Consider the following 26,284-nt stretch of genomic DNA (forward strand, 5'->3'; position numbering starts at 1 on the left):
GTTCCTCTCGAGCAACGGAGCGTCCCTGTGTCCTTCTCCACCTCTCCCGCGCGCCCGCTCGGCGCGCCCGCACGCGCCCGCGCGTGGCTGGTGCTGGTCTGCCTGGCCATGCTCCAGTTCTTCATCGCCGTCGACGTGACCGTCGTCAACGTCGCCCTGCCCGCCATCGGCCACGAGCTGGGCGGCGACCCGCGCCGGATGACGTGGGTGATCGTCGGCTACACGATCACGGGCGGCGGCCTGCTCATGCTCGGCGGACGCCTCGGGGACGTCCTGGGCCGCCGACGAGTTCTCGTGCTCGGCACCGCGCTGTTCGGCGCGGCCTCGGTGCTCGCGGGCGCCGCGTGGTCCTTGCCCGTGCTGGTGGCGGCCCGGCTCCTCCAGGGAGCGGGCGAGGCGCTCGCGCTGCCTGCGGCGATGGCGGTCATCGTCCTGCTCTTCCCCGAGGGACCTCGCCGCGCACGCGCCCTGGGCGTGTGGGCGGGAGTGGCGAGCTGCGGGCTCGTGGTCGGGTTCGTGCTCTCGGGCGTCATCACGGAGCTGCTCGGCTGGCGGTGGGTCTTCCTCGTCGCCGTCCCGTTCGTCGTGCTCGTCCTGGTCGCGGCGATCGTCCTCGTCCCGGCGGACCCCCAGCGCGAGCGTCGTCCCCTCGACCTCGCCGGGTCGGCGCTGCTCACCGCCGCACCGCTGCTCTTCGCCGCCGGAGCGACCGGGGTGGGCGAGGGCGCTCCCGGCACCCGGTGGCTCGCCGTCGCCGCACTGCTCGCAGCCGTGGTCGCCGCCGCACTGTTCGTCAGGGTCGAGCGCCACGTGGCGAACCCGCTCGTGCCGCCGTCGTTCTTTCGCCACCGCGTCCGAGTGCTGGCCAACCTCGCCACCGCCCTCCTCAGCGCGGCGCTGTCGACGTCGTTCGTCCTGCTCACCTACCACCTGCAGCGCCGGCTGGGGCTGAGCCCGCTCGCCGCCGGGCTGACGCTCGTGCCTCTCGGCGTGTCCCTGGTCGTGGTCGCGGCCGTCGTCCCGCGCGCGCTGGACCGGTGGGGACCCCGTGCGTGCATGCTCGCCGGCATCACGTCCACCGCGTCCGGCGTGGCGGCCGTCGCGCTGTGCGCGCACCTCGGCGCTCCGGCCGCCGCCGCGGTCCCGGCGATGGTGCTCATCGCCGCCGGGATGGGGTTCGGGATCGTCGGACTGCAGTACGCGGCGGTCACGGGCGCGACGGACGAGGACGCCGGGGTCGCCGCGGGCGCCCAGCGGGCTGCCGACCAGCTCGGCGGATCCGCCGGGATCGCGGCCTACGTCGGTGTCGGGTTCGCACCGGCCTTCGCGGGCGCCACCCCCTACGTCGTCAGCGGCGCGCTCGCCGTGGCCGGGCTCGTCGTGGCCGGGCTCGTCGCCGCACGCATCGACCTCCCCGCCGCGGCACCGGCGACGGCCCCCGAGCGGCGTCCTGCGCCACGCGGGTTCCTCGGGCGCCGGAGCGCGCGGCGGAGATGACGGCGACGCGAGGCGATGTGGAGGAAGATCATCAACGGATTCATCACTTCTGAGGGCTTTTCACCCGCTGGTCCGGGCTTTCACCCTCGTGCCCTGGCACGCTCCCGGGGGTGCTGGGCGAAGATCGATCAGGTGAACCCACCGCTCGACGAGACGACGTCCGGGAGCGATGAGGCGATCCGCGAGATGATCGCCACCGGCTCGCTCGAGGACATCGAAGACCTGTTCGACCTGCTCTGGTACGACCTGCCCGGTCGTTTCGCGCGCCCGATCATGGAGAGGGTCCGTGGCCTGGACCCCGTGGAGTTCGAGCACAGGCCACGCCTGCTGCACGCGGCTCTCCTCGCTCACCACCGCGCCGAGATCGCTGAGCGTGACGGCGAGCTGATGAAGGTCCTGCACGTGTTCGCCGTCCAGGGCCGCGCGTACGCCGCCCGGCTCGCGTCCTTCACCCGCCCGAGCGACCTCGTCACGGCCGGCACGATCGCCGTCATCTCGGCACGGCTGCGCGGGGCCTACGAGGAGTCCGAGCGGCTGGGCGCGTGGGTCGACAAGCAGCTCGCGCTCAGGGGGACCGGGCACACCCTTCCCTGGACGCCGGCGCACATCACGACCAAGCCCGGCTGGCTGTCGGCCCAGCGCGGTGTCACCGCGATGCTCGCGGGTCGGCTCGACCACGCCGCGAAGCTGTACACCCAGGCGCACGTCGAGGCCGGACCGCCCCCGCACGCGCACCACGCCGGCGCGAACGCGCTGGCCAACCTCGCCCTCGTCGCCGCCTACCGCGGGCACCTCGGCCTGGCCCGTACCTGGCTCACCGCGCTCGACGACAGCGCTGCCGTCCCGCCGTGGATCGAGCACCTGACCACCGTCGGCGCACAGATCGCACGCGCACTCGTCGCGATCGAGGAGCAGACCCCGTCGAGGCGAGCTCTCGCCTGGACGTCGTCGGGCCGGCGACCCAGAGCCTGGAGCTGTGGCCCTTCATCGCCTACGCGCACTCGAGCCACGCGGCGCTGTTCGGCGACCCGCACGCGGCGCTCGCGCGCCTGGACGAGGCCAGGACGCGGCACGGTGCGCTCGAACCGGACCCCACCACCCTGGCGGGTCAGCTCGTGCTGCGCTCCGAGGCCAAGCTGCTGCTCAAGGCGGCCGAGGGCAACCGCCTGCTGCGCCTCGTCGAGGCCTACCCCGACGTCGCGTCGTTGCGTCAGCACGCCGCCTGGGTCCATCTGCTCGCCGGCCACCCGTACGAGGCCATCCGCTCCACGGCCCAGGCCCTGCACCAGCTCCACATCCCCGTGACGGACATGATGGGCCTGCACCTCGTCAAGGCGATCGCACACCTGCGCACCGGCAACAAGCACCACGCCGCCGCTGCGTTCCGCAAGGCCGTGGCGCTGCGCACGAGCGACAACCACGTCAAGCCGTTCCTGGCCGCCGAGCCCGACGACCTCAACCACCTCGCCCAGCTCGCCGACGTCCCCAACCCGTTGCTCAACCGGCGCGTCCAGCACGTGAACCTCCCCCGCCCCACCGCCGTCGTCCGCCTCTCACGCCGTGAACGGGCCGTCCTGGCCGCGCTCAGCACCGGCGACACCGCCGAGCAGGCCGCCGCACGGTTCGAGGTCTCCCCCGCCACGGTGCGCACCCAGATCCGGAGCATCTACCGCAAGCTCGGCGTCTCACGGCGAGCCGCCGCGCTCGCGCGCGCCGAAGAGCTCGGGCTGCTCGACGACACCGACGACTGACACACCGCCCGTGCGGCACGACAGCAGCACGTGACGCGGCCCGGTCGTCGTCGGACGCGCCGGCCCCGGTGCGGGTCGGCCGCGCTCAAGACGCCTGGGCGAAGAGGTGGTCCAGGTGCTGGTCGATGGCGGCCAGCGCGGCTCGCGGCTCGATCACCTCGAGCTCGAGCAGCGGGGTGAACCCGGTCAGCGCCAGGAGGAGATCCGTCTCGACGTCCGGGTCGCGGTCCGGTGCGATCTGCCCCTGCGCGATCGCCTCACGGACGAGCCGTGCGACCAGGGCGCGGCCGTCCCGCAGCCCGAGGCTCGCCTGCTCGCGCAGCGCCGGGTCGTGCAGCGCCTCCAGGACGTAGGCGGCGCTCATGCGGCTGGACGCGCGCGCGTCGGGACCCAGAGGGAGCATCTCGACGAGGACCAGCCGGAGCACGTCCCGCGGGTGCGGGGGCTGGTCGAGCGCGCCCAGCCCCCGCGCGACCCGGTCGGCGGTCTGCTCGGCAGTGAGCTCCATCGCGAAGGTCAACAGCGCGGTGCGTGAGGCGAAGTAGTGCTGCACATGCCCGAGCGAGACCCCCGCCTCGCGGGCGACCTCGCGCATCGTGGCCCTGGTCCAGCCGTGCTGGTCGACGACCCGCCACAGCGCACGCGCGATGGCCGCGCGACGCTCCTGATGGTCCACCAGCTTCGGCACCCGGGGCCTCCTGTCTCCGGCACGACACGTGACACAATACAGTCGTATGGCAAACGTCGGGACGGAGGGACGATGACTGACCCGCACCACCCCCCGGCGTTCTTCAACGCCGCCGCGGTCGCCATCGACGACGAGGTGGCGATCGCCCTGCTGGCCGACCTGCACATCCGCAGAGCGATCGCACGCGGCGAGTTCGACGACCTGCCCGGCAGCGGCAAGCCGCTCCCCATGCCCGACCGCCACGACCCCGACTGGTGGCTCAAGAACCTCGTCAAGCGCGAGCGGCTCGTGGTGCTGCCACCGTCCATCGAGCTGCGCAGGGAGGACGCCGCGCTCGACGAACGTCTCGACGAGATCTGGGTCGAGGAAGACGTGCGCCGCGAGGTCGAGGAGTTCAACCGGCGGGTGATCCGTGGCCGCTACCTGCCGCCCGCGGGCCCGCCCCTGGTCACCATGCCCCGGGACGTCGACGCGACGGTCGCGGCATGGGCGCGCCGCCGGGCGGCACGTGCCGCGGAGGCACGAGCAGCAGAGCGCGCGGAAGCGAGCGACGAGCGTCGCCCCCGGCGGTGGCGCCGTCTGCGACGTCGGTGACGGCAGCCGCGCCGTCAGTTGATGATCTCGCCCCGCTCGTCGGACCGCAGTGCTGCCAGACGTGCGCGCCAGGACGCCAGCGCCTCGGGGCTCAACCGCGGCCAGTCGGCCACCTCGCGGACCACCCGCAGCGGCTCGCTGCTCCGGTACGACCGCGTGGGATTGCCGGGGAACTTCTTGTCGGTGACGTTCGGGTCGTCCTCGAACGGCCCCGTCGGCTCGACCTCGTAGACCCGGGGCGCGGCGTCGCCGGCCGCCAGCTCGGCAGCAAGGCCCGCGCCGTCGACGAGCGCGGTGAAGTACACGTGGTTCATGGTGATCTCGGGCCGGTAGTTCGACCGGAAGCCCGCGGTCAGCAGGTCACCCGTCCGGAGATCGGCCTTCGTGCCGTGGAAGAACGGCCCCTCGTCCAGCGCCTGGTTCACCCGCTCAGGCTAGGCCGCGGTCACCCACCGATGCTTCATGTGGCCCTCAGACCTCATCGCGGGCCATGGTCAACCGGTTGACCACTCGCCCGACGACCCGCTACGTTGTGCGCAACCGCTTAACCACGACGATGGGTAGCAATGGACCAGCGAGGGTTCTACCAGCCGACCGACGCCTGGGTGGGGGACGTCATCCCCTGGCAGGAGGGCGGGGTCTTCCACCTCTTCTACCTGCACGAGACGCGTCGCACGCCGAAGGACGGCATGCCGTGGCACCGGGTCGTCACCGACAACCTGGTCGACTTCCACGACGCCGGGGAGGCGCTCGCCTCGGGTGGACCGTCCGCGGCGGACTTCAACGTCTACACGGGCAGCATCGTCGTGGACGACGAGGGGACGCACCACGCGTTCTACACCGGGCAGAACCCCGCCCACGTGGGTGCGGACGGGCGCCCGCTCCAGGTGGTCATGCACGCGACGAGCAGCGACGGCATGCGTTCCTGGCGGAGCCACCCCGAGGAGACGTTCGGCGCGACGCCCGGGTACGAGACCGGGGACTGGCGCGACCCGTTCGTCTTCTGGGACGCCCAGGCCGGGCTGTGGCGCATGCTGATCACGGCCCGCCACGACCACGGGCCGGAGCGCCGACGGGGCGTCATCGCCCAGTGCGTCTCGCGCGACCTGTCCACGTGGGAAGCCGCGGCGCCCTTCTGGGACCCGCGCCGGTACGTCGCCCACGAGTGCCCCGAGGTGTTCCAGTGGGGCGAGTGGTGGTACCTCGTGTACTCCGAGTTCAGCGACGCCTTCACCACGCGCTACCGGATGGCCCGCAGCCTGGAGGGCCCGTGGCTCGTGCCCGAGCACGACACGCTCGACGGGCGCGCCTACTACGCCGCCAAGTCCGCGGAGCGCGACGGCCGGCGGTTCTTCTTCGGCTGGATCGCCTCGCGCGAGGGCGCGACCGACGACGGAGCGTGGCAGTGGGCGGGCACGATGTCCGTGCTCGAGGCCGAGCAGCGCGAGGACGGCACGCTCGTCTTCCACCCCACCCGCGAGCTGCGCGACACCTTCGCCGAGCCCGTGGACGTCGTCCCCGCCGGGACGTCACTGGTCGCCCCCGACGGGCTCGCGAGCGTCCTCTCGCCCGCGGACGCCCCGGCCGCGTTCCGGCTCACCGCCCGGTTCGACGTCGCCCAGGGCACGCGGGAGGTCGGCCTCCTGCTGCGTGCGAGCCCGGACGGCGACGAGGGGTACGTGCTGCGCCTCGAACCGCACCGACAGCGCCTCGTCCTGGACCGGTGGCCGCGCCGGCAGACCGGCACCGAGCAGTGGCAGATCTCCGGCGACGTGCCGTTCGCCGTCGAGCTCGAGCGCCCGTGCGCGCTCGACCTCGGCGAGCACGAGCTCGAGGTGATCGTCGACGGGGACCTGTGCGTCGCCACGGTCGACGACGCGACGGTGCTGAGCACCCGCCTCTACGACCGGACGGACGGGCGCGTCGGAGCCTTCGTCGGGGAGGGCACCGCCATCCTCACCCGCCTCGCGCTCGCCCCCCGTGCGACGCACGACCCGGCGCGACCGCTCGACGACGCCACGGCCCTCGACGACGTGCTCGCCGCGGCCACCTAGACCGCATCTCGACCTGCTGCCCCTACCCATCCCTTGATCGACGGAGATTTGACCATGGCCATCAGGAAGCGCAACGCAGCACTCCTCGCCGCCGTCACCGCCACCGCGCTCGCGCTCACCGGCTGCGCGGGCGGGACCGGCGGCGGCGACCCCACCGACGTGAACCCCGAGGGGGAGATCGAACCTCGCGAGATCTCCTGGCTCCTCTCACGACCCGCCGACGGTGGCGTGATCACCGCGATGGAGCAGATCGCCGACGAGTACGCGGCCGACCACCCCGGCTTCTCGCTGAACCTCATCACCACGCCCGACCGGCCGTCGTACATCCAGAAGTACGAGACCCTCGCGGCCGCGAACAAGCTCCCGGAGCTCTTCGACACCGACGCCACGCCCTTCGCGCAGAAGCTCGCGAGCCAGGGCCGGATGATCGACGTCGACGCCCTGCTCGACGACCTCGGGCTGGCCGAGGACTATCGCGAAGCCGCGCTGGGCTACCAGCGGTTCGACGACGGCTCGCTGTACATGGTGCCGTTCGAGTTCCAGCTCGAGTTCTTCTGGTACAACACGGCACTGTTCGAGGCGGCCGGCGTCACGGTCCCCGCGACGCTCGACGACTTCCCGCAGCTGTGCCGGGACCTGCGCGCCCAGGGCATCACGCCGATCGCGCTCGACGGCCAGGACCAGTGGCCGCTCGAGCGGTACATGGCCTACTACCCGTTCCGGATGGCGGGCCCGCAGTACGTGCAGGACCTCAAGAACGGTGACGCGTCGTTCTCCGACCCCGCCGGCGTGGCCGCCGCCGAGTGGCTGTCCGAGCTCGGAGAGGCCGGGTGCTTCCAGGAGGGCTTCTCCTCCACGGGCTACGCCGACGCCCAGGCGCTGTTCACGTCGGGGAAGGCCGCCGTCTACAACATCGGGACGTGGGAGCTGGGCAACCTCGCCACCGAGGCGCTCGACCCGGGCGTGCGCGACGACGTCGACTACTTCACCCTCCCGACCGTCGACGGCGCGGTCACCACGGACGACGAGTACGTCACGCCGTCCGGGATCGGCATGGCGGTCAACGCCCAGACGTACGACCCGCTGGTCCGGGACTTCCTGAAGTTCGCGCTCGAGCGGTACCCCGAGATCTACGCGGCCACGGGCGCGCTGTCGCCGACGACGACAGCGACGACCACGATCCCGGCCGACGCGACCCCGCTGTACTCCCGCGCCGTCGAGCAGGCCGACACGGTCGGACCGCAGATCGCGATGCCCTGGGACACGCAGCTCGACCCGGCGACCAACACCCGGCTCCAGCAGGAGCTCACGCTCCTGGTCCAGGGCGACATCACTCCCGAGGAGTTCGTGGCGACCATGGACGCGACGCTGCAGGAGAACATCGATGGTTGACACAGCGACGGTCGAGGTCGAGGCCCAGCCTCGGCCTCGGCCTCGGCCTCGACAGCAGGCACGGCGCACACCGCTGAGGTCGTCGATGCTGCCCCGCCGGTCCCGGATCGCGGTCCTGGTCTTCCTGGTGCCTCCGCTCGTCCTGTACGGCGTGGCGGTGCTGCTGCCGATCGTGCAGTCCCTGGTCCTGAGCCTGTTCCGGTGGGACGGCATCAGCGACATGGACTTCGTCGGCCTCGACAACTACACCAGGATGTTCACGCGCGACGACGTCTTCTGGACCGCGTTCGGCAACGCCCTCGGGTACCTGGCGATCTGCCTCGTGCTCCAGCTCGGCGGCGCGCTGGCCGTGGCGGGTCTGCTGACGGCGCTCCCCCGGGCACGCGAGCTCGTCAAGACCCTCTACCTGCTGCCGGCCGTCATCTCGACCGTCGCGATCGCGTTCCTGTTCCAGCGCATCTACTCCCTCGAGCCCGTCGGCCTGCTCAACCAGGTCCTCGCCTGGGTCGGGCTGGAGAACCTGCAGACGGCGTGGCTGTCGAACGTGGACACGGTGCTCGCCGCGGTGTCCGTGCCCGAGGGATGGCGCTTCACCGGCCTGTACATGCTCATCGTCTACGCGGCGCTCATCGCCGTGCCCCGCGAGCTCGAGGAGGCCGCGCGCCTCGACGGGGCCTCGTGGTGGCAGGTGTTCTGGCGCATCCGCTTCCCCTACATCCGGCCGGTCTGGATCACGACGACGATCATGGCGACGACCTTCGCGCTGCGCGGGTTCGACATCCCGTACCTGCTCACGAACGGCGGCCCCGGCCAGGCCTCCGAGCTGCTGACGACCTACATGTACAAGACCGCGTTCGTGCACACGGACTACGGCTACGCCAGCGCGATCTCCGTGTTCATCGTGGTCGAGTGCCTTGTCGCCGTCGGCCTCATCTTCCTCCTGCTCCGTCGAAGGGACGCCTCGTGACCACGCCCGTCCTGGCCCGATCCACGGGCGACACCGCACGGCCCACGCGACCGCCGGCCCGCGCGCACGCGCGCTCGTCGCGGCTGCGCGTGCAGCGGACGCTGCTGACCGCGACGATCGTCGCGATCGTCGTCGTCCAGGTCTACCCGCTCGCCTGGCTGTTCCTCACGAGCTTCCGGACCGCGGCGGACTTCGCCGGCGGCAACCCGTTCGCCATCCCCGGAGAGCTCACGCTCGACAACTACTCGCGGGCGTTCGCGACCGGCAACCTGTGGCTGAACATCGTCAACAGCTTCGTCGTGACCCTCGGCGCGAGCGCGCTGATCGTCGTCGCCGGGATGATGGGTGCCTTCGCGCTGCAGGTGCTCGGCTTCCGCTTCAGCGGGCTCGTGCGCGCGCTGTTCCTGCTGGGCATCATCGTGCCCGTGCAGATCGCGCTCGTCCCGCTCTTCGTCGACTACGCCCAGGTGGGGCTGCTCGACACGTACGCCTCCATGATCATCCCGCTCGCGGCCTTCTCGCTGCCCATGGCGATCTACCTGTTCTCGTCGTTCTACGAGTACATCCCCCGAGAGATGTACGAGGCGGCGTCGCTCGACGGCGCGGGCCCGTACCGGATCTTCGCGCGCATCACGACCCCGCTGTCGGTGAACACCATCATCACGGTGGTCCTCGTGAACAGCATCTTCATCTGGAACGACTTCATCTTCGCCAACACGTTCGTGCTGTCCGACGGGCTCAAGACCATCCCGCTCGGTCTGCAGAACTACATCGGCGCGATGGGGAACACCGACTGGACGGCGACCTTCGCGGCCGTGTGCGTCACCGTGACGCCGTTGCTGCTGGTGTTCCTCGTCCTGAACAAGGCGATGATCAACGGACTCGAGAGCGGGGTGACCAAGGGATGAGCACAGCAGGCAACGGCAAGCCCGGTGCGGCCGTCACGATGCGCGACGTCGCGAAGCTCGCGGGCGTCTCGGTCGCCACGGTCTCGCACGTCGTGAACGACAAGCCCGGTGCGCGCATCGGCACGGACGCCCGGCGACGGGTCCGCGAGGCCGTCGAGCAGCTCGGCTACCGCCCCAACGCACTGGCGAAGACGCTCTCTCGCGGCACGTCGGCGTTCATCGGCCTCGTCGCCGACGAGATCGCGACCACCCCGTTCGCGGGCCAGATCATCCACGGTGCGCAGGACGAGGCGTGGAAGCACGGCTACGTGCTGCTCGTCGCCAACACCGACGGCAACGTCGCTGCGGAGAACGACGCCATCGCGATGATGCTCGAGCACCAGGTGCGCGGGATCCTCTACTCCACCTGGTACCACCGCGAGATCGTCGTCCCCGAGTCGCTGCACCAGACCGACACGATCCTGGTCGACTGCTACGCCGACGGCAGCGGCCTGCCGGCCGTGGTCCCCGACGAGGAGCAGGGCGGCCGGACCGCCACCGAGGAGCTCCTCGCCACGGGCCACCGACGCATCGCCTTCCTCAACACGACCACCCCGTCCCCCGCCCAGACCGGTCGTCTGGCCGGATACCGCGCCGCCCTCGAGGCGGCCGGCGTCGGCTACGACCCCGGGCTCGTCCTGTCCGTGGCACCCGAGCAGGAGGGTGGCTACGCCGGGACGTCGCACGTCGTCGAGTCCGGCGCGACGGCCGTGTTCTGTCACAACGACCGCGTGGCGATGGGCGTGTACGACGGCCTGCGGGAGCGCGGGCTGCGCATCCCCGACGACGTCGCCGTCATGGGCTTCGACAACCAGGACGTCATCGCCGCCCACCTGCGCCCGACCCTGTCCACGGTGGCGCTGCCGCACTACGAGCTGGGTGCCGCGGGCGTGCGGATGCTCCTCGGCGTCGACCCCTCGCCGGACGACGAGCCCCGTCTCATCGCCTGCCCGCCTGTCCGCCGGCACTCGGTCTGAGGAGTCGATCCCGTGCCCCCGACGAGCACCACCGTGCCCCGGCCCCGATTCCACTTCACCCCCCGGCGACACTGGATGAACGACCCCAACGGGCTCGTGCACCACGGCGGCCTGTGGCACCTGTACTTCCAGCACAACCCCGAGGGTTCCGACTGGGGCAACATGAGCTGGGGCCACGCCACGAGCCCCGACCTGGAGCACTGGACCGAGCACCCCGTGGCGCTGGCGCACCGGACGGGCGAGCAGATCTTCTCCGGCTCCGTCGTGGCGTCGCGTGCCGGCGGCGACGTCCTCACGGCCTTCTACACGAGCGCCTACGACGACGGGCACCAGGCACAGTCCAGGGCGACCAGCCTCGACGGCGGCTTCACGTGGAAGACCGACCCCGCCGACCCGATCCTCGACCGGGGCACCACCGCGTTCCGCGACCCCAAGGTGATCCGCTACGACGACGGCCGCCACCCCCGCTGGGTCATGCTCACCGTCGAGGCGGACGACCGGCAGGTCCTGCTCTACGCCTCCACCGACCTGGTGACCTGGGAGCACCTGAGCACCTTCGGTCCCCTGGGGGCGGCGGGTGTCGTGTGGGAGTGTCCGGACCTCGTCAGGCTGCCCCTGGACGGTGACGGCGACGACGCTCGGTGGGTGCTCCTGCTCAGCACCAACCCGGTCGGCGACGACCCCGACCCCGCGGGCTCGTCGATGCACTACGTCGTCGGGCACTTCGACGGGACCGCGTTCGTCCCGGACACCCCCGAGCTCCGCCGGCTCGACCACGGCCGTGACTACTACGCGGCCGTCACGTTCGACGACGCCCCGGGCGGCGAGGCCGTGACGATCGGCTGGATGGGCAACTGGCGCTACGCGCACGCGTTCCCGTCCGACCCCTGGCGCGGCGCGATGTCGTTGCCACGCGTCCTCGGGCTCCGCACCGTGCAAGGACGACCCACGCTCATGCAGGCACCGCCGGCCTTCGTCCGCGAGCGCCTCACCCACGCGGCGGCGACCTCGGTCGCCGTCGTCGACCGCCCGGCGGAGCTCTCGCTCACCGGGCACGTCCTGGTCGAGCTCGGCTGGGACCCCGCAACGACCGGCACGCTCCGCGTGCGGCTGCGCGGGGCGGCGGACGCCTTCGTCGACCTGGTGCACGCACCCGGGACCGGGAGCCTGCGCCTCACGCGCGGCGGCCCGGCCGCCGAGGCGGTGCACCCCGACTTCCCGTCGACGACCGCCGTCCCCCTGCCGGGCGACCGCCCGGCACGCCTGCTCCTCAGCCTCGACGGACCCCTCCTCGAGGTCTTCGTCGGGGACGGTGAGGCGGCTGCGTCGAACCTGGTCCTCCTGGGGGCCGGCGGTGTGACCGCGAGCCTCGAGACGGCACGGCCAGGAACCGTGCACGTGACCGCGGTCGACATCGAGGCGCCCAGCGATGCCGACGCCCCCGAACCTGCCGCCGCACTGGGCTGACGAGCTCTTCCCTCCTGCCAGCCGTCCTTCCACCACCGCCCGAACCAGGGTGAACGCTTCGTCGCGCCCACCCGTCCACGAGAGGAACCAGCAATGACGCCGTCCGTCTCGCGCCGCACCGTGCTCCAGGGAGCCGGCGCCGGAGCACTCGCGCTGATCTTCGGCGGCGCCGTGCCGTCCGCAGCCCGAGCAGCAGCCCCGGGCTCGCTCCGCGCCGTCTACCACATGACTCCGCCCAGCGGCTGGCTCTGCGACCCGCAACGCCCGGTCACCACGCACGGCGCCTACCAGCTGTACTACCTGCACTCCGACCAGAACAACGGCCCCGGCGGCTGGGACCACGCGACCACGACCGACGGCGTCGCCTTCACCCACCACGGCACCGTGATGCCGCTGCAGCCCGACTTCCCGGTCTGGTCCGGGTCGGCCGTCGTCGACACGGCGAACACGGCCGGCTTCGGCGCCGGAGCGGTCGTCGCGCTCGCGACCCAGCCGACCGACGGGATCCGCAGGTACCAGGAGCAGTACCTCTACTGGTCGACCGACGGCGGCTTCACGTTCACCGCCCTGCCCGACCCCGTCATCGTCAACACCGACGGTCGCGCCGCGACGACGCCCGCCGAGATCGAGAACGCCGAGTGGTTCCGCGACCCCAAGATCCACTGGGACGCCACCCGGGCCGAGTGGGTCTGCGTCATCGGACGGCTGCGGTACGCCGCCTTCTACACCTCGCCGAACCTGCGCGACTGGACGCTGCGCCGCAACTTCGACTACCCGAACCACGCCCTCGGCGGCATCGAGTGCCCCGACCTGTTCGAGATGACCGCCGACGACGGGACACGCCACTGGGTGCTCGGCGCCAGCATGGACGCCTACGGGGTCGGTCTGCCGATGACCTACGCCTACTGGACGGGCACGTGGGACGGCGAGCAGTTCCTCGCGGACGACCTCACCCCGCAGTGGCTCGACTGGGGCTGGGACTGGTACGCCGCCGTCACCTGGCCCTCGGCCGACGCACCGGAGACCAAGCGGCTCGCCGTCGCGTGGATGAACAACTGGAAGTACGCCGCCCGCGACGTCCCTACCGACGCGACCGACGGCTACAACGGCCAGAACTCGATCGTCCGCGAGCTACGGCTCGCCCGACAGCCCGGTGGTTGGTACAGCCTCCTGAGCAGCCCGGTGACGGCGCTGGCGAGCTACGTCACCGCGACCACCACGCTGCCCGACCGGACCGTGGACGGCAGCGCCGTGCTGCCCTGGACCGGACGCGCGTACGAGATCGAGCTCGACATCGCCTGGGACACCGCGACGAACGTCGGCATCTCCGTAGGACGCTCCCCCGACGGCTCCCGGCACACGAACATCGGCAAGTACGGAGCGGACCTGTACGTCGACCGCGGACCCTCGGACCTCGCCGGCTACTCGCTCGCGCCCTACTCGCGCGCCGCCGCCCCCATCGACGCCGGCGCCAGGTCGGTGCACCTGCGCATCCTCGTCGACACCCAGAGCGTCGAGGTCTTCGTCAACGCGGGCCACACCGTGCTCTCGCAACAGGTCCACTTCGCCGAGACAGACACGGGGATCTCGCTCTACACCGACGGCGGCCCCGCGCGGTTCACCGGCATCACGATCCGCGAGCTCGGGGAGGCGATCTAGGCCATGCCGCCATACCGCTCACCGAAGCGGCACCCGCAGAGGCGACCGACGACGACCGGCACGTGCTTCGTCCGGGGGGCCGGACGATCGCGGGCGAACCACCCACGAATCACCAGATCGAGGCCAGCCGCGTCACCTCGATCGATCTCAAGGTCGCCGTCCCTCCGCGCGCGTAGACCGAGAGCCCGACGGTGCCCTCGCCGGGGTAGACCACCATCGTCCCGGTGAGGGCCCCGTCGTCGACGAACGCCTCCACGGAGGACTCGTCGACGAGCACCCGCAGCCGCACCACGCCGTCCAGCGGCGCGTACGGCGCCGCTCGGCGGATCCCGAACTCGGTGTTCTCCCCGCTCCTGTCGGGCAGCGTGGTGAGGCCGGCGTGGGTCCGGTCCAGGAAGAACCCCTCGGGGCCGATGCCGACGACCGTCGCCTCCTCGATCGACCCGTCCTCAGCGCGACGCTCACGGACCCGCAGCCCGACCTCCTCCGCGTCTCCCACGGCGATCTCCGCGAGCGCCTGGTAGGTCGTGCCGGGGTCGTCGAGCACCGCCTCGTCGTCCCCGAGCGCCACGTCGGTGACGGTCGTGGTCCCCTCGCCCAGCACCTGGAGCTCGGGGACGGGCGTCTGCGCGAGGACGTACCCGCCGTCGGGCAGCACGTCGCCCGACGGTGCGGGGCCGTCCGGAGCCACGCGCCGCAGGGACAGCTCGCGCGGGACGCTCATCGCGTTCTGCCACGGCGTCGTCGGGGCGGAGTAGGGGAAGCGCCAGCTGCCCATCCAGCCGAGCCAGAGTCTGCGCCCGTCGGGTGCGTGCTCGAACGTCTGGGCGGCGTAGAAGTCCTGGCCCACGTCGGTGATCTGCACGGCCTCAGACGGTGTCGCGGGGTCGCGCGTGAACGTCGTCCCGTCGAAGTCGCCGACGAAGTACTGGGCCGTCGACCCGTTCGTCTCCTCGGAGTCGCCGACGCTCACGGTGAGCACCCAGCGCACGTCGTCCGGATCCCCGTCCACGGGCAGGGGGAACAGGTCCGGGCACTCCCACACGGCCGAGTGCAGGCCCTGCCCCTCGCCGAAGGTGCTGAGCCGCTCCCAGTGCAGGAGGTCCGGGGAGCCGTGGAGCTCGACGCCGTCCCCCACGGAGACGACCATGACCCACCGGTGCGTCGCCTCGTGCCAGAAGACCTTCGGGTCACGGAAGTCGCTGCGCCCGTCGTTCGGGATCACGGGGTTGTCCGCGTAGCGCTCCCACGTGCGGCCACGGTCGGTGCTGTACGCGAGCGACTGCGCCTCACCGCCCTCCGTCGAGGTGTACACCGCGACGAGGCCGCCCTCGCCTGCAGGGAACAGCCCCGACGTGTTCGCCCCGTCCACGACGGCGCTCCCGGACAGGGCCTGGCCGAGCTCGTCGTGCTCGAGCGCCGTGGGGAGCGTCTCCCAGTGCACGAGGTCCGTGCTCACCGCGTGCGCCCACGTCCCGTCCTGCTGGTGGAACAGGTGCCACTCCCCCTCGAACCACACGAGCCCGTTCGGGTCCGCGAGGCGTCCCTCGGGCGGGCTGTAGTGGAACTGCGGACGCCACGGCTCGGCGTACGCCGTGCTCTCGCGCGGGCCGGGCGCCGTCGTGCCCGACGGCGCCCGGTCGTCCTCCGGCGTGCCGGTGCACCCCGCGAGCAGCGCGAGCGCGAGCGCGACGGCTGCCGCGACCCCGCGTGACGGGACGCGCCGTGCCGTGGAGCGACCGGTTCTCGCCATCGTCACCACGCTAGGCACCGTGGCATCCCACCCGCCCGCCGGGGCGCGAGGGAGGGGCGACGGCCGGGTGCCGCCGCCCCGCCTCAGGCGTGCGACCCTCGTCCGCTACGGGAGCGGACTCGGGTCGGGATCGGGCGAGACGGCCTGCTCGGCGTTCGCGGGGATGTCCCCGTAGCCGCCGAGGCCGTCGTCGCCGTAGGAGCGGTCGACGACCGCGCTCGTGCCGGCGATGTTGAGCTTCACCGTCGGCGCGAGGGTCCCGCCGCGTCGCACGTCCGGGTTGCCGATGGCGTCGATGAACGACTCGACGAGACCCCCGGGCTGGACGTAGTGCGAGTAGGACTGGAACGCGTGCGCCGTCTGGAACGGGTCCGGGCTCGCCGGGGTCCCGACCGCGTAGTTGAGGTTCGTCGGGTTGCCCAGGGCGAGCCCGCTCCCCTCGTTGAGCGGCTGGAAGTCGGACCGGATGCCGTTGCCCACGAACCCGTAGACGCCGTCCGGACCGTCCAGGTACCAGAACCGCGGATCGGTCGAGTCGGTGTCCGGGCCGCGCGCGAACGTGTGCCGGTGGCTGATCGTGAACAGGTAGTACTTCGACCCCTGCACGTAGATCTGCGGACGCTCCGTCTGGTCGTTGACGCAGTTGCCGGACAGGATCGGCGGCAGGTACCGCCACTGCGTCATCGCCTTGTTCTCGGCGACGGCGAGGCCGACGTTCGCCATCTGGAAGTTCGCGCCCGAGGCCGTCACGGTCTCAGGCAGCTCGGCGTACGGATCGCCCTCGCGGTAGCCGAGGTCCTCGGCCGTGCACGGCACCGACCCGCGCTCACCGCCCGTGTTGCCCTCGAACACCATGTACGTCGGGCTGTCCTCGGTGTTCGGGTCCTCGAAGGTGAACGGGTCGCGGAAGTTGACGAACGCGTTCTGCTCACGGGTCTGGTAGAGCGTCCCGTCCGGCACGAGCAGCTGGTGCTGGTCGCGTGCACCGGTGAGCCACACGCCGTCCTCGTCGGCGAAGATGCGCAGCTCGGTCTGGACGATGCGCGGGTCGGCGGGCTGGATCTCCTGGTCGTTCGCGTCCCGGTAGAACGCGACCGCCGTGTAGAACATCCGGAGCTTGTTGCCCTCCATGATCCGGGTCGAGCCGGACCACTCGGTGACCGTCGAGAACGACTGGTCCTCGAAGATCGCGCCCGCGGCGCCGTCCGGGAACACGTGGCCCCCGTAGATCCAGCCGCCGTTGGCCGGCCGCTCGTCGGCGGGCACGTCAGCGGGCCGGTAGAAGAACCCGATCCGCGCGTGGGTGTGCCGGTCGTCGAACGTGTACCCGGCCGTCGAGTCGGCGACGAGCGAGAAGATGACCTCCCAGCCCTTGAAGCTCAGCTGGTTCGAGTGCTCGTCCGTCAGCGTCCAGGTGTCCCACACCCAGACCTGGGTGCCGTTCTGGTCCACCAGGACCGGGAAGTCCTGCGGGATCTCGGGCATCGTGTACTCCTCCGGCAGGGAGTTCTCCCCTGCCGGCGCGGAGGGCTCCGACATCGCCCGGATCTGGAGGGCGTCCGCACGGGTCCACCGCGCGGTGAAGTCGTCCTCCGGGTCGTACGCCTGCTGGCTGTGGATCGACGGCGCAGGGAAGCCCGGGAAGCGGAACGGGGTGACGAGCCCGTCCTCACCCGGGTCGTCGGTCGGTGGCGCTTCGTCGGCAGGCGGTTCGTCGCCGCCCTCCGGCGGCGCGGGGTCCTCTGTCGCAGGTGCCGGATCGGCCGGGACTGGCTCCTCGAGTGCGGGGGCGGTCTCCGACGGAGCCGTCTCCTGAGGCACCGGCGCGGTGTCGTCCGTCGTGGTCTCGGTGGGCGACGGGGGCGTCGGCGCCTCGTCGTCCTCGGCCGCCAAGGCGGTCGTGGAGCCGATCGTGATGGTTCCCAGGAGGAGGCCGGTGGCGAGCAGTCCGCTCACCAGCCTCTTCGTGCGTGGTCGTGTGCGTGTCGAAGACTTCACGTCCGTTCACCTTCTGCTGGATCCGTGAGCGTCTTCGTCCGAACGGTTCTCCCCCAACGTTTTCGAGCGTAGTGTGACGTGCACCACACCTGTCAAGGCATCGGCAGGTTCGCCACAGGAACGGTCACAGGGGGTGACTTCCCCGGTGCGTCCCATCGCACCCGACGACTGGCGATGACGCCGGCCGCACATACGGCTTCGGCTGAACGGCACGCGAATCCCGCGACATCTCCTCCTCCATGAAGCACGCGTCGCGCCCTGCGCGACGGCGCCCCCGGGCGCACTCCGACAACTCATGGAGCATCATGAACACCTCAACAGCCCACGGCCGGCCACCGGCCGAGCCACGGCGCGGGCCTCGTCATCACCGACGCGCTGCCCGCGCGGTCGGCATCGTCTGCGCGGCCACGCTCGCCACGAGCGGCACGGTCGTACTCGCGCTGCCCGCGGCCTCCTCGCCCGGACAGAGCGTCACGTCGCTGCGCGACCTCGAAGCAGAGGACCTCGCCGCGACGATCGCCGGGCGCGGCATCACGGTGCGCAGCGCCACCTTCTCCGGCAACGACGTCCAGGCCGGCCGCTTCTCCGGGATGAACGACACCGGCCTCGCGCGCGGTGTCGCGCTCACGACCGGCTCGGTCATCGACGCCGACCCGCAGTCCGAGGCCGACACCGACTTCTCCGCCTCGGCCGTCCTCGGCCCGAACGAGAAGCTGACCACCACCGGCGACCTCGGCGGCCGCGGCGCGCGCGCCCTCGACCGCCTGGTCGGGCAGACCACCTACGACGCGGCCGTGCTCACCATGCGGGTCGTGCCGTCAGGCAACCGCCTCTCCCTGTCCTACGTCTTCGGCAGCGAGGAGTACGCAGGATGGAGCGAGCAGGACTTCGCCGACGCGTTCGCCATCTGGGTGAACGGCCAGCCGTGCTCCACCGTCCCGCGCACACGTGACCTGGTGTCCACGGCCACCGTCAACGCGAGCTCGCACCCCGAGCTGTACGTGGAGAACTTCGCGCCGAACGACCCGGGCGCCGGGACGCACGACACGGAGCTCAACGCGTTCACCACGGTCCTCACGTGCGACGCCCGCGTCACACCGCGGCGGGTCAGCACCGTACGGGTCGCCGTGGCCGACACCCGCGACGGACAGCTCGACAGCACCGTCCTGCTCGGACGGGACTCCCTCGTGTCGAGCCGCGGCAACGGCCCCCAGGCCGACCGCGACCATCGCGACCACGGCAGGTGGAACCACGGCGGACAGTACTGGCAGATCCGGCGCTGACCGAACCAGACGCACACCGGCACGGCCGACGTCTGCTGCCGGGAAGTGCTTGAAGCACGAGGTGTGGGCGTCCCCGCAGGGACACCCACACCGTCGCGTTCGCACCGAATCAGCACCTGCAGACCGAATCGCACGAACTCGCGGCGCCCGGCCCGCAGGATCGCGACGTGACGAAGCCGAGGAGGAATCGCCCTACGCCGGTGCGAGGCACCTCCGGGCCTGGTGAGCATCAGAAGACGCGCCACGCCCGGAGGTGCCTCGTCCACGGGGACGAGAGGGGCCCTCAGCCGCAGGTCCGAGCGTCAAAGGCGACGTCGTACACCGTGTCCACAGGGGTGCCGTCGAGGACTGCCGTCCCCGTGACGGCTACCGTGCCCGCCTCGACGGACGTCGCTCGGGTCGGGAACGACTGGTAGGCGTTCCTGCCCGGCGCCACGTCCGTGAACGACTTCTCTCCGAACGGCGTCGTGAGGGTCAGGTCCGCGGGCACGCTGCCCGCGTTCGTCGCGCGGACCGCGATGTAGGTCTTGCCCGCCAGGCACCGCGGCGACACGTCCACGTCCAGGTCGACGGTCGGCACCTCTCCGGAGACCTTGACCTTGACCTGGACGTCCGCGAGCTCCGGGTCGAGCTCCTCGGCATAGGTCATGTCGAGTATGGGCTGGCCGTCGGCGGCCCAGTGGACGCGCCGGACCTCGGTGTCGCGGCCATCGCCGGAGGCGGTGCCGTTGCCCCAGCGGTGGTAGACGTAGAGGAGGTTGTCGTCCTCGTCCCAGGTGAACGAGCCGTGTCCGGGGCCCTGCTCGTAGCGGCCGTAGTCGACGCCCGTGACCATGGGTTCGCTCTTCTGCAGCGGGGCACCGTACTTGTGCCAGCTGTGGATGTCGGTGAGGTCGGCGTCCTCGTCCGCCCACACGCCGCCGACGATGTAGGTGGGGCTGACGCCGGAGCCGGAAGTGGTCAGGTAGATCTTGCCGTCGTGGTGCAGGGGGAACGCGCCTTCGCTGAGATGGTCCTCGAACGTCAGGGTCGGCACGATGATCGGCGTCGCCGTCGTGGTGATCCGTGTCGGGTCGGCCGGATCGACCTTGGCGATCCATGTCGCGGGGTCGCTCAAGCCGGGTGTGACGTAGCGCTGGGACCACGCGTAGTACGCCTCACCACCGGCCTCGACGTAGGTCATGTCGAGCGAGATGTTCTGGGCGAATCCCGGTCGTCCGAGGGGGTTTCCTGCGGCGTCGAGGATCGGCGCCGGAGTCGACCAGTGGTCGGGGTTCGCCGGGTCTCCCCCGTCCTCGAGCTGCATGATGTGGGCCTGCACGGTCCGCCACGATCCACCGCTGTTCGCTTGGGAGTCGTTCTCGTTGAAGCAGGGGGCGAACAGGATGGACAGGCGTCCGCCGATCTCGTGGATCTCCGGTGCCCAGTAGCAGCCTGCGATGGTGCGGCCCTGCGTGTTCCTCTCTGCCCGGGTGAGTCGGTTGAGCAGATCGACCTCCAGCGAACGACCGCCGTTGACGTCCGCGAGGGCTTCGATCGAGCTCGCGGCCCGGATCGGCAGGTGGGTGGAGCCGACGTTGTCGTTGTTGGTGTCGTCGGTGGCGATGAAGAGATAGGTGGTCTCGGCGTCCCGGGTGTACCGGTAGATGGTCGGGTCGGCCCGGTTGTGCGCGAACTGGCGGGGGTACCGGGTCTGCTTGATCCGGCCGTCGAGCGTGTAGGTGCCGGGGCCGGCGTCGGCGAGGCCGGCCAGCTGGTCGGCGTCCCACGTGACAGCGCGCTGGGCTGTCGATCCGTCGGAGTAGGTCAGGGTCGCGCGGACGTCCTGGAGGGCACCGGTGGCACCCGGGGCGATCTCCTGGTCGGGGACCGTGACGGCCGTGTTGGTGATGCGGCCGAACCGGGTCCGCAGCGCGTCAGCGGCCGTGGCCGGGACGGTGATCGCGTTGGTCGGCTCGGCGTCGGCGATACGGGAGGCGACGTCGTCGGGGACGGCGAGCGCGGTGGTGATCGGCGCACCGTCGCGAGGCTGGTCGCGGTTGCCGTCGGTCGCGACCACGGTGCGACGCCCCCCGTACGGGGAGTGCGGGTCCGGCACGCTGGCGGTGCGCCCGAGGTCCTCGATCAGGACGTGCTGCGCACGCCCGGCGTCGGTGGTCCACGACACGAGGTACCGGTCCTCGGCGGAGTCGTAGAGCGCGACCGGGTCGTTGATGCCCGCCGTCGTCCCGAGGTCGACGAGGCCCAGCTCGCGGAAGTCGGTGACGTTGCCGGGCTCCTGCGAGCGGAAGACGAGGGCCTGGCTCGTCCGGGTGCCGTCCGAGCTGCCGTCGACCTCGACCCGTGTGGCGATGACGCCGAGTGTGCCGTCAGCGAACCAGAAGAGCGACGGGTCGCGCAGGGCGCGCAGGTCGCTGAGGTCGACGCCGGTGAAGACGCTGCTCGCGAAGAGCACACCACCGTTCTCGTTGAGCGGCTCGGCCGTCTCGACATGATCGCCGAGCGCGAGGTGCAGCGACCGGGCGACGGTCTGGTGGTTGGCCTGGTCCACGGAGGTCGGGGTGCGGGTGTAGGCGAGGAGCGCCTGTGAACCGTCTTGCGGAAGCACCTTCACCGAGAACTGCTTCGTCAGCGTGTCACCCTCGACCGCGGCGGACGCGGTGACCTCGACGTCGAGAGCCGCGTCGTCGTCGTTGACGAGCATGCCGTCCACGACGGCGGTCGCCGGCTCGGCGCTCCAGACGACGAGCCCGTCGCCCACGGGGGGCAGGGAGTATCCGTCGCCCACGATCGGCGGCACGACGAGACGGGACCGCAGGTCGGCGGTGATCTCCTCGGTCGAGAAGGCGCGCACCACGACGTCGACGGCGTCGCCACGGATCTCCACGCCTCCGAGGGAGGCTGCCGGCGTGAGCGTCACGGTGACGTCCGGGCTGCCCGGTGCCGGGCGGCGCACGGTGCCGCTGCTCGTGACGACGTCAGGGTGGCTGCTCGTCCAGGTGATCGACGCGCCGTTGCTGCCGGTGGCAGGCAGCGGCAGGTCGCCACGGACGTCGGCGGTGTCACCGAGCTCGATCGCGTCCAGGTCCGCGCGGGCGAGCGCGGTGTAGCCCTCCACGCCGAGTGCGGCCACCTCACCGGGCGCCAGAGCGGACGCGAAGACCTGGACCTCGTCGATCGCCCCGCCGAACAACGGATCGACTGCGTACAGGGACCGGCCGAGGTAACCCGACGCGGCGGCGGCACCGAGTGCCGCCTCCGCGGTGTGCGCCGTGGTGGAGCGGGCGACCTCGGTGCCGTTGAGGTAATAGGCGATGTCGGTGCCGCCGTCGAGCACGACGGCGACGTGCTCCCAGCGGTCCGCGACCAGCGGCCGCGGTGCGGTGGAGCGCTGCTCCGTGCCTTGCTTGATCGCTCCGAAAGATGCCGCTCCGCACCTGGGGGTGGCAAAGACGTAGCTGGTGCTGTCGCGCCCGAGAGCGAAGGGCCAGGTGCAGTCCCGGGCGCCGTCCCAGCGGACCCATCCGGCGATCGTCAGATCTGTCTGCCCCGGACCGACGAGGCCGGCCGGGAGCTGGACGTACGGGGCACCCGAGGTGTTGGCGCCCCCGGGCAGCTCGATCGCGAGGTCCCCCGGCGTACCCGTCACACCGGGGACGAGGGACGCCCCGGTTCCGACCACGGTGGCGTGCCGGGCGCCGGTGCCGGCATCGTGGAGGGTCGCGCCTGCGCCGACGGCAGCGTCGTCGTCGAAGGCGTAGTGCACGTCGGCCACGGGTGCGGCCGCTGCCGGGGCTGCCGCGAGCCCGACCCCGACGAGGCCGCTCGCGACGAGCAACCCCGGCAGGGTGAGGGCAAGCAGTCGGGAAGGTCTGGACTTCATCGTCGTTCCTCTCGCATCGTGGGTGTCATCCGCAGGTCGAGGCCGTAGGGCATGGTCAGCCGCAAGCACGCGCGTCGAACGCCACCTCGTAGGACGTCGGGGTGCCACCGTCGACCCAGCCGGCGACCGTGACGGTGCCCGCCGCGACCGAGGTCGTCCGCGTCGCGAACGACTGGTAGGCGCTCTTGCCCGGCGCCACGTCGGCGAACGACCTCTCTCCAAACGGCGTCGTGAGGGTCACGTCCACGGGCACGTCGCCCGCGTTCGTCGCCCGCACCGCGAGGTAGACCTTGCCCGCGAGGCACCTTGGCGACAGCTCGACCTCGAGCGGCACCTGGGTCTGCGGGTCACCGACAGCCGTGAGCGTCGCAACGGCCGGCGTACCCGCGCCGTTGGCGAGGCGGCCCTCGACGGTGACGGTGTCACCCGGTCGCGTGAGCTGCCCGAGGTCCACGTGGTCCCACGCGACCGCCACCTGCTCGGTGTGCCCGTCCCGGAACGTCGCCGTCACGGTGGCGGGCAGGTCGACGCTCGTGGTGCCGATCTCGACGTCCAGCGCGACGGGCGCGACATCGGTGACGAGGAGGTTGGGCGCCCACCTCGCCGCGAGGGCGTCGCGCTCGGCGCGCGTGATCCCGATGACCGAGCCGTGGCGCGGTGAGCGCGGGAGCGAGAAGGACGACGGGTAGGTCCAGGCGACGTCGCCCTCGAGCGAATCCGTCATCAGCGGGATGTACCCCACGCCGCCGTAGTCGTCGACCCACAGGTAGTACCGGTTGCCGTTGACGTCGTCGTCGTTGGCGAGGAACGCGCTCGGCCCTTCGACCTCGGGGGTGCCGGCGGTGCGGCCGATGCACGTATCGACGAGCTGCCAGGCGCCGGAGGCCGTGGTCGCGCGCAGGCTCGTCGACCTCTGCCCGATGATGTCCGGGGACGGGCAGCCGCTGGCCTGGGTGGCCTTGGTGAACCGGTAGTAGGTGTCGCCGTCCTTGAGGACGGTCGAGTCGATCAGGCCACGGTCCTCGACCAGGCCCGGGACGTCGGCCGCCTTGAACCAGGGCTCGGGGTCGGTGAACGTGCGGAAGTCACGCGTGATCGACGTGAGGATCTGCGGGCCGTTGCCGTCCTGGACCGTGCGCGCCTCGTCGCTGTACATCGTCGACGTCCAGTACACGAGGTAGGCGTCGATCGACTCGTCGTAGAACGCCTCCGGCGCCCACGTCATCCCGGCGTTCGGCAGGTTGACCTCGACGTGGCGCTGTTCGCCCCAGTTCACGAGGTCCGTGGACTCCCAGATCTCGAGGTGGCGGCTGCCGCGGTCGGTCGCGCCTCCCCATCCCGTACGCCCGACCGACAGGTCGGTGGCGAGCAGGAAGAACCGGTCGCCCTCGTGGGAGCGCATGATGAACGGGTCGCGCAGCCCCATCGTGCCCTTGGTCGACTCCAATACGGGCTGGGCGCCGTTCAGCTCCTTCCAGCGCAGCGCGTCGTTGCCGTCGGACGTGGCGAACCGGATCTTCTCGCCCTCGATGCTGTCCGCCGTGAAGTAGGCGAACATGTAGGCCTCGAAATCCTCGCGCCCGATGCGAGGGTCCGCGGGAACGTTCACCACCACGTCCACGTCGACCGATTCAGCACCCGCGACCGCGACGGTCGCGGTGAGCGTGACCGTCGTGTCCCGTTCGCCACGCGTGACGGATCCCTTGCGCACCACGTCGGGCGCCGTGCCGGAGTCGGTGTCGGAGATGACGGCGTCGTCCGAGGACCGCCAGACGATCGTCGCCGCCTCGGCACCGCGCATGTCGGGGGCGACGTCGCTGCCGCTCTCGGGCAACGTCAGGCTCCCGAGCACGTCGCCCTGGAACGCCGGCAGCTCCGGGATCCTCGCGGCGACCTGCCGGGCGAGGAACGCCTCGGGACCGTCACCCTCGGCCCAGGCCCTCACCGTCACCGCGATCGGCGCGCCGACGACGGTCACGGGTCCGAACGACGCCGTGGGCGTCAGGGTCACGCGCTCGTCGGGCTCGCCGGCGGTTGGCCTCGTCACGACACCCGTCGTGCTCACGACGTCCGGCGCGCTCGAGACCCACGTGAGCGTCGAGCCGCCGGCACCGACGGTCGCCAGGTCGAGGTCGTTCTCGACGGCGCTCGTGTCACCGAGGTCGACAGCCACGTCGCGCTGCGCGACGGCCGCGTAGACGGCCCGTTCCGCCTCCTGGAGCTGCTCCGCAGTCAGCGCCTCGGTGTAGACGCGGACGTCGTCGATCGCGCCGTCCCAGTACGCATCGGCGGCGTAGAACGACTTCCCGACGTACCCCGAGAACGTCGCAGTCCCGACAGCGGCGGCCGCGGTGTGCGTCGTCGCCGCGTGCCCCACACGCACGCCGTCGAGGTACGTCGACACCGACGTGCCACCGTCGACGACGACCGCGAGGTGCGCCCAACGGTTCGTCGGGACCGTGCCCTGGCCGGTCGCGCGAACCTCGTTGCCGTCGCGGATCGCTCCGTAGGCGTTGCCACCGCAATCGGTCGTGGCGAACACGTGCCGCTCGACCGCCGAACCCAGCGTGAAGGGCCACGTGCACGCTGGAGCCCCGCTCCAACGAATCCACGCCGACATCGTGACGTCCGTCGTGCTCGCGTCGAGCAAACCCGGCGCGATCCGCACGTACGGCGCTGCGGCCGTGTTCGCTCCACCGGGCAGCGAGAGCGCGCGATCGTCCTCGTGGCCCGTCGGACCGGTCACGAGAGAAGCTCCGGTGTTGAGGACGGTGCCGGGGTGGGATGCGGACCCGCTGTCCTGCACGACCGTGCCGGCGCCCGCCCCCGCCAGACCGTCGAAGGTGTACTCGAGCACCGGTTCAGGCACCTCGACCCCGGCCGATGCGTTCAGCGCTCCGCCGGCGACGAGCGCCGACGTGAGCCCGAGCACCGCCAGGGCGGCCGCAGCGCGTCGGCGCTCGACCTCTCGATGGCCCACGTTCTTCCTTCTAGCGTTCAGCACGCCACCCCTCCTCCTTGAGCGGGTAATACGTCGGCGCGGGAGGACACACCCACACGCGCCACGGTCCTGGACGACGGTCCGGTCGAGCTCCTTCTCGATCGGCCGCGTCCCATGTCGACGCGTCGGGCGACTTTCGATGTTGTGCGCAACGCCCGGCCGACCACCGCATGTTAGCGCTCACACGAATCGGCGTCCATGCCCGCCAGGCGTTGCGACCGCCGAGAAACCACCCGTGGTCGTCGCAGGTCGTCGCTGAGGCGCGGCCCGGTCGGCCCACCGCTGCCACCGGCCAGTCACTGACTCGGCTCGTGTGGAGCCGAACGTCGGGGAACGTGCCTCGGGGGGCGCCGCCCAGGTGTCGCCAGGCGCA

Annotated in this window: 18 protein-coding genes; 11 read left to right on the plus strand and 7 right to left on the minus strand. The window is 71.5% G+C overall.

Annotated features, from left to right (window positions below; translation table 11 throughout):
• Positions 1 to 27: 27 nt before the first annotated feature.
• A complete protein-coding gene (locus tag JN535_RS00040; protein WP_307867986.1) occupies positions 28 to 1,497 on the plus strand; it encodes an MFS transporter in 1,470 nt (489 codons plus the stop codon).
• A gap of 60 nt (positions 1,498 to 1,557) precedes the next feature.
• On the opposite strand, the gene JN535_RS00045 is transcribed toward JN535_RS00040, so the two are convergent.
• On the minus strand, positions 1,558 to 2,358 hold the full coding sequence (locus JN535_RS00045) for a hypothetical protein (RefSeq protein WP_205200895.1): 801 nt from the start codon (positions 2,356 to 2,358) through the stop codon (positions 1,558 to 1,560).
• On the opposite strand from JN535_RS00045, the gene JN535_RS21350 reads away from it, so the two are divergent.
• A complete protein-coding gene (locus tag JN535_RS21350) occupies positions 2,346 to 3,248 on the plus strand; it encodes a helix-turn-helix transcriptional regulator (RefSeq protein WP_307867988.1) in 903 nt (300 codons plus the stop codon). The genes JN535_RS00045 and JN535_RS21350 overlap by 13 nt on opposite strands.
• 85 nt (positions 3,249 to 3,333) lie before the next feature.
• Here JN535_RS21350 and JN535_RS00055 read toward each other — a convergent pair whose 3' ends face one another.
• Positions 3,334 to 3,936, minus strand: a complete 603-nt coding sequence (locus JN535_RS00055) for a TetR/AcrR family transcriptional regulator (protein ID WP_205200897.1) — start codon at positions 3,934 to 3,936, stop codon at positions 3,334 to 3,336.
• 72 nt (positions 3,937 to 4,008) lie between these two features.
• Between JN535_RS00055 and JN535_RS00060 the strand changes: the two genes are divergently transcribed.
• Positions 4,009 to 4,530, plus strand: a complete 522-nt coding sequence (locus JN535_RS00060; protein WP_205200898.1) for a DnaJ family domain-containing protein — start codon at positions 4,009 to 4,011, stop codon at positions 4,528 to 4,530.
• A gap of 14 nt (positions 4,531 to 4,544) precedes the next feature.
• Here the strand turns inward: JN535_RS00060 and arr are convergent, their stop codons facing one another.
• The gene (gene arr, locus JN535_RS00065) at positions 4,545 to 4,955 is read right to left on the minus strand and encodes an NAD(+)--rifampin ADP-ribosyltransferase (protein WP_205200899.1); all 411 of its coding nucleotides are present in this window, start codon (positions 4,953 to 4,955) and stop codon (positions 4,545 to 4,547) included.
• Positions 4,956 to 5,096: 141 nt separating this feature from the next.
• Between arr and JN535_RS00070 the strand changes: the two genes are divergently transcribed.
• From JN535_RS00070 to JN535_RS00100, 7 genes are all read left to right on the plus strand, one after another.
• Positions 5,097 to 6,584 (plus strand): glycoside hydrolase family 32 protein, encoded by a 1,488-nt coding sequence (locus JN535_RS00070; RefSeq protein ID WP_205200900.1) that lies wholly within the window; start codon positions 5,097 to 5,099, stop codon positions 6,582 to 6,584.
• A gap of 54 nt (positions 6,585 to 6,638) precedes the next feature.
• Positions 6,639 to 7,976 (plus strand): ABC transporter substrate-binding protein, encoded by a 1,338-nt coding sequence (locus tag JN535_RS00075; RefSeq protein WP_205200905.1) that lies wholly within the window; start codon positions 6,639 to 6,641, stop codon positions 7,974 to 7,976.
• 85 nt (positions 7,977 to 8,061) lie between these two features.
• Positions 8,062 to 8,943: a carbohydrate ABC transporter permease gene (locus JN535_RS00080; RefSeq protein WP_205200907.1), complete on the plus strand. Its 882-nt coding sequence runs from the start codon at positions 8,062 to 8,064 to the stop codon at positions 8,941 to 8,943.
• 83 nt (positions 8,944 to 9,026) lie between these two features.
• Positions 9,027 to 9,851 carry a carbohydrate ABC transporter permease gene (locus tag JN535_RS00085; protein WP_374100477.1) on the plus strand — a complete coding sequence of 275 codons (825 nt, stop codon included), beginning with the start codon at positions 9,027 to 9,029 and terminating at the stop codon, positions 9,849 to 9,851.
• Positions 9,848 to 10,867, plus strand: a complete 1,020-nt coding sequence (locus JN535_RS00090; RefSeq protein WP_205200909.1) for a LacI family DNA-binding transcriptional regulator — start codon at positions 9,848 to 9,850, stop codon at positions 10,865 to 10,867. The genes JN535_RS00085 and JN535_RS00090 overlap by 4 nt, the downstream gene beginning before the upstream one ends.
• 33 nt (positions 10,868 to 10,900) lie before the next feature.
• Positions 10,901 to 12,334: a glycoside hydrolase family 32 protein gene (locus JN535_RS21355; RefSeq protein WP_307867992.1), complete on the plus strand. Its 1,434-nt coding sequence runs from the start codon at positions 10,901 to 10,903 to the stop codon at positions 12,332 to 12,334.
• 93 nt (positions 12,335 to 12,427) lie between these two features.
• Positions 12,428 to 13,993: a glycoside hydrolase family 32 protein gene (locus tag JN535_RS00100; RefSeq protein WP_205200913.1), complete on the plus strand. Its 1,566-nt coding sequence runs from the start codon at positions 12,428 to 12,430 to the stop codon at positions 13,991 to 13,993.
• Positions 13,994 to 14,102: 109 nt separating this feature from the next.
• Here the strand turns inward: JN535_RS00100 and JN535_RS00105 are convergent, their stop codons facing one another.
• Both JN535_RS00105 and JN535_RS00110 read right to left on the minus strand, forming a co-directional pair.
• Positions 14,103 to 15,746: a glycoside hydrolase family 32 protein gene (locus JN535_RS00105; RefSeq protein ID WP_205200915.1), complete on the minus strand. Its 1,644-nt coding sequence runs from the start codon at positions 15,744 to 15,746 to the stop codon at positions 14,103 to 14,105.
• Between the two features lie 105 nt (positions 15,747 to 15,851).
• Entirely contained in the window at positions 15,852 to 17,702 is a 1,851-nt protein-coding gene (locus JN535_RS00110) for a glycoside hydrolase family 68 protein (protein ID WP_307867994.1), read from the minus strand.
• 347 nt (positions 17,703 to 18,049) lie between these two features.
• On the opposite strand from JN535_RS00110, the gene JN535_RS00115 reads away from it, so the two are divergent.
• Positions 18,050 to 19,027, plus strand: coding sequence for a choice-of-anchor L domain-containing protein (locus JN535_RS00115; RefSeq protein ID WP_205200917.1), 978 nt, complete (start codon positions 18,050 to 18,052; stop codon positions 19,025 to 19,027).
• Positions 19,028 to 19,310: 283 nt separating this feature from the next.
• Here the strand turns inward: JN535_RS00115 and JN535_RS00120 are convergent, their stop codons facing one another.
• Together JN535_RS00120 and JN535_RS00125 are read right to left on the minus strand one after the other, a co-directional pair.
• Positions 19,311 to 22,910: a LamG-like jellyroll fold domain-containing protein gene (locus JN535_RS00120; protein ID WP_205200919.1), complete on the minus strand. Its 3,600-nt coding sequence runs from the start codon at positions 22,908 to 22,910 to the stop codon at positions 19,311 to 19,313.
• Between the two features lie 55 nt (positions 22,911 to 22,965).
• Positions 22,966 to 25,890: a LamG-like jellyroll fold domain-containing protein gene (locus tag JN535_RS00125; RefSeq protein WP_205200921.1), complete on the minus strand. Its 2,925-nt coding sequence runs from the start codon at positions 25,888 to 25,890 to the stop codon at positions 22,966 to 22,968.
• Positions 25,891 to 26,284: the final 394 nt, after the last annotated feature.

Source organism: Cellulosimicrobium cellulans, from assembly GCF_016921195.1.
In the GTDB taxonomy this organism is placed as follows: domain Bacteria; phylum Actinomycetota; class Actinomycetes; order Actinomycetales; family Cellulomonadaceae; genus Cellulosimicrobium; species Cellulosimicrobium cellulans_F.